3 protein-coding genes are annotated in these 3,194 nt (G+C 66.3%); 1 reads left to right on the top strand and 2 read right to left on the bottom strand.

From position 1 onward, the window contains the following. Positions 1 to 198, top strand: a 198-nt coding sequence (locus tag ABI546_RS14715) for a M24 family metallopeptidase (RefSeq protein WP_348047543.1), incomplete at its 5' end; no start/stop codon positions are given. 169 nt (positions 199 to 367) lie between these two features. On the opposite strand, the gene ABI546_RS14710 is transcribed toward ABI546_RS14715, so the two are convergent. Both ABI546_RS14710 and ABI546_RS14705 read right to left on the bottom strand, forming a co-directional pair. Beyond that, positions 368 to 1,999 (bottom strand): NAD(P)-binding protein, encoded by a 1,632-nt coding sequence (locus ABI546_RS14710; RefSeq protein ID WP_348047541.1) that lies wholly within the window; start codon positions 1,997 to 1,999, stop codon positions 368 to 370. Further along, the coding region (locus tag ABI546_RS14705; RefSeq protein ID WP_348047539.1) for a polyamine aminopropyltransferase at positions 1,996 to 3,194 on the bottom strand (1,199 nt) is incomplete at its 5' end. The genes ABI546_RS14705 and ABI546_RS14710, both read right to left, overlap by 4 nt.

Below are 3,194 nucleotides of genomic sequence, written 5' to 3'. Positions count from 1 at the left end.
CGCATCCTGCGGCCCGGCATGGTGCTGACCATCGAGCCCGGCATTTATGTGCGGCCCGCGAAGAACGTGCCCAAAGAGTTCTGGAACATCGGCATCCGCATCGAGGACGACGCGCTGGTCACCGCCAAAGGCTGTGACCTGATGACGCGCGGCGTGCCGGTGGATGCGGACGAGATTGAAGCCTTGATGCGGGCCTGAACCCCGGCCGACCTATCGCCGGGTCGAAGCAAAGCCGCTTTCTCTCTCGCCCCACCCGATTTTCAAGGCAAATCAAGCTACAGCCCAGCAAGGACGTGCGCAAGCAGCTACTGAATTAATAGCAGGCAAGGTCAGCTGCCAGCGTGACGATTGGCCCCTGACCTGAACTTCAAACGCGTGGCGCCCGCGCAAGCGCTTCACCGCGGCGGTGGCCTTGCGTAAAAGCTTCTTCAAACACCGAGTAGCCCGACAGATCGGCATGGGCGAAATGCAGGCGTTGCGCCGCTTGCGGATGCTGCAAGGCCTGCAGCGCTGCATGGCCTCGAATACCGGGCACCGGCACGCTCATGGCATGGCCATAGCGGGTGATTTCCATGCGCGTGGCCTTGCCCGGCAGGTCGGGGTGCGGCACCGAGAGCTCGCGCAGGATGGTGTCGCGCCAGTGGGTCCAGGGCTGTTCGTACAGTCTGCGCCGGGCGTCTGTACCGAGCCCCAATGCCCGGTAGCAGGTCAGCACGGTCGCGCCCGGCACGGCACGCAAGCTCTGGTGCATGGCGTCGACGTAACCCAGTCCCTCGGCTGCTCCGATCGCTCCGGCGCCTTCGGCATCGCCGCCGTAAATCACGTTGTCCCAACTGGGCGCCGCGCCGGGCCTGTCGTGCAATGCGGCCCCCAGATGCATATTGGCGACCAGCCACGGGGCATAGCGCAGCGCGGCTGCTGCCTCACGCAACGCGGGCGGCGGGTTTTCCACCACGCGCGCCGCCACAAACAAGGGCAGCGCCAGAATGCACTGGTCCGCCTGCCAGCGCTCGACCGCACGCGTCGCCGCATTGAAGGCCTCGACTTCGACGCCATGACGGCCCGCCGCCACGCGGAGCACCGTGAGGCCTGTGCGCAGGCGCTCGCCCAGCGGTTGGGCTAGTTGCCGCGTCAGCCAGCCGTTGCCTTCAGGCCAGGTCAACACGCCGGCGTCGCGTTCTGCCGGCGTCGCCTCGCCCGGTGCGTGAAACCCGTGGCGGCTGGCAAAGTAATGAATGCCGGCCCAGGCCGATACGCTGTGCAGGCCCGCACCGTAGTCGTCGCGGCAGCAGTAGTCCAGGTACCAGCGCAAGGGCGCCTGCGTGAGCTGATGCTGGTCCAGCCAGGCCGCAAACGTCATGGCGTCCAGCGCCTGGTGATGCGGCACGGCCGGCGTGCCTGCAACCGGCATCCGAAAAGCAGCGCGGGCCGAGGCCTGCTCCACCAACCGGGCAAAGCGCTGGTACTCGGCCATGACGGCGCCATCGATGTCTTGCACCGGCAACAGGCCTTCCTGCCATTGGCCTTTGATGAAAAGACGCTCTTGCGGGCTGTGGCACAGATGGCGTTCGTCATACACCCAGCGGCCGGCCACGCGGCGGCGCAGCGACAGCTCTTCGAGAAAGTCCTGCACCTCGGGGGCCGTATCGCCAGGCACGGGCAAATAGTGCGCACCCAGCGGGCACGCCACGCCCTGCACGCTGCCCGCGCGGCTGTTGCCCCCGGCGCTGTCTTCCAGCTCCAGCAGCGCGAAGTCATTCATGCCGCCCAGCCGCAGCGCGCGCGCCGCCGCCTGCCCGGCAACGCCGGCCCCGGCAATCAGCACACGGGTGCGATGCGTGGAAGAGGGCGCTGGCCAGGTGCGCGCCTGCCCGCCTTCAGGCCGCAGCAGATGCCCGCGCTCGTGGCTGATGCCGGTGAAGCCGCCCTCCAGGCCGGGCTGCGCTTCGCACCCAGCCAGGGACAGCAACGGCGCAGCCAGGAAATGGCGCCGCTTCAACGCAGCACCTTGCCCCACTCCTGCTCGTAGCTGTGCACCAGCTCCTGGTTGGAGAGGCGGTTGACCGGCGCCGCCACGCGCGACATGTCCACCGGAAAATCGAACAGCAAAGGCAGGGTCTGCGGGTCGAGAAACCGCAAGCCGGACGGCAGGCTGCGGGCTTGCGTGACGGGCGTGAACGGCCGGCGGCTGGCAACCACAAAACCCCACTCGCCGAAGCTGGGCACATTGGCGTGGTAGGGCGCAGTCTTCAGGCCCACGGACTCCATGGTGCTCACCACCGTCCAGAAACTGCGGCGCGCCACCAGCGGCGAAGTGGTCTGTACGACGGCGTAGCCGCTGGCGGACAGGTGCTGGTCCAGCAAGGCATAAAACGTGTTGGTGTAGAGCTTGCCGATGGAAAAATTGGTGGGGTCGGGGAAGTCCACGACGATGACGTCGAACATGTCCGATGTTTTGTCGAGCCACTGGAAAGCGTCGGCGTTGATAACCTGGACCTTGGACGACAGCAGCGCATCGCCATTGAGCCGCCTCAAGGCCGGTTGCTGGCTGAACAGCGTGGTCATGGCCGGATCGAGCTCCACCAGCGTGACGCTTTGCACGCCAGGGTATTTGAGAATCTCGCGCACGGCCATGCCGTCGCCGCCACCCAAAACAGCGACTTTCTTTGGGGCGCCGTGTGCACTCATGACCGGGTGCACCAGCGCCTCGTGGTAGCGGTACTCATCACGCTCGGCAAACTGCAGGTTGCCGTTGAGGAACAGGCGGTGGCCGCCACGGCCGTTGGTGACGACGATGCGCTGGTAGGGCGTAGTGGCGGTAAAGATCACGCGGTCCTGGTAGAAATGGTCCTCGGCCAGCGTGGTGATGTGCTCGGCGCCCGCAAAGCCCGCGCCCAGCGCAAACAAGACCCCCAGGCACGCCACAGCGTGCGCCTTCACATGCCGAAGTTCATGGCGAAACAGCCATAGCGCCCACAGCGCAACGGCGGCATTCATGAGGCCGAACAGCAGGCCGGTGCGGATCAAGCCTAAATGCGGCACCAGCACCAGCGGAAACGCCAGCGACACCGCCAGCGCCCCCAGGTAGTCGAACGTCAACACCTGCGAGACCAGCTCCTTGAGCGCGACATTGCGTCGCAGGATGCGCATGACCAGCGGAATCTCCAGCCCCACCAGCGTGCCCACCAGCAGCA

Origin of the sequence: Polaromonas sp., from assembly GCF_039932935.1 — a bacterium.
Classification (GTDB): Bacteria; Pseudomonadota; Gammaproteobacteria; order Burkholderiales; family Burkholderiaceae_C; genus Polaromonas.
This window is presented reverse-complemented; position numbering and strand designations above follow the sequence as displayed.